1 protein-coding gene is annotated in these 897 nt (G+C 71.2%); it reads left to right on the top strand.

Features of this window, described 5'->3' with window-relative positions; all coding sequences use genetic code 11:
- Positions 1–714 (top strand): MinD/ParA family ATP-binding protein (locus ABD194_RS18935; RefSeq protein WP_425580031.1); only part of this gene is annotated, 714 nt, incomplete at its 5' end.
- Positions 715–897: the final 183 nt, after the last annotated feature.

Below are 897 nucleotides of genomic sequence, written 5' to 3'. Positions count from 1 at the left end.
ACGCTCGTCACGCTGATGCTGGCCAGCTACCTCGGCCGCTACCGGTCCGGCTCGGTGCTCGCCTGGGACAACAACGAGACCGAGGGCACCCTCGGCATGCGCGCCCCCTCGCAGAGCCACCACCGCACTGTCGTCGACCTGCTCGGCGCCCTGCCGACCATCGCGAACGACCCCAACGCCGGCACCTCCGAGCTCGAGCACTGGGTGCGCGAGCAGCGGGGCCTCTCCTTCGACGTGCTGGCCTCGGCCGACGACGACGAGGCGATGCGCATCATCGGCGAGCAGGAGTTCGAGGACCTCCACACCCAGCTCTCCCGCTTCTACCGGATGATCGTCGTCGACACCGGCAACAACCGCCTCTCGCCCAACTGGCTCGCGGCCGCCGCACGCGCCGACATGCTCGTCTTCGCGACCTCGCTCAAGGACGACACGTCGGTCGTCGCCGCCAAGAACCTCGACGCGCTCGTCGCGATGGGCCGCGGCGACCTCGTGCGCAACGCCGTCTGCGTCATCTCGCACACCTCGGCCAAGGGCAACGACGTCGGCGCCGGCGTGCACACGCGCGAGCACTTCGAGCAGTGGGTGCGCTCGGTCGTCGACATCCCCTACGACCCGATGCTCGCCCCGGGCCTGCACCTCGATCCGCTGAAGATCGACCGCAGGACCCACGAGGCGTGCATGGAGATGGCCGCCACCGTCGTCGACGGCCTCTGAGGGCTGCCCCGGCGCCTCGCCGGGGGTGAGCTGCGCCTACGCCGACGAGCGCCCGTGGCCCGACATCCTGTCGGTCAACATCGACGGCACCCTGGCGGTGTGCGAGGCGGCGCGCCTGTCCGGTGTCGGCCGGCTGCTGCTGGCGAGCTCGGTGCACGCGGCCGGCTACGTGCCCGTCGACTC

The sequence above is a fragment of the Terrabacter terrae genome, from assembly GCF_039529575.1.
GTDB lineage: Bacteria > Actinomycetota > Actinomycetes > Actinomycetales > Dermatophilaceae > Terrabacter > Terrabacter terrae.
This window is presented reverse-complemented; position numbering and strand designations above follow the sequence as displayed.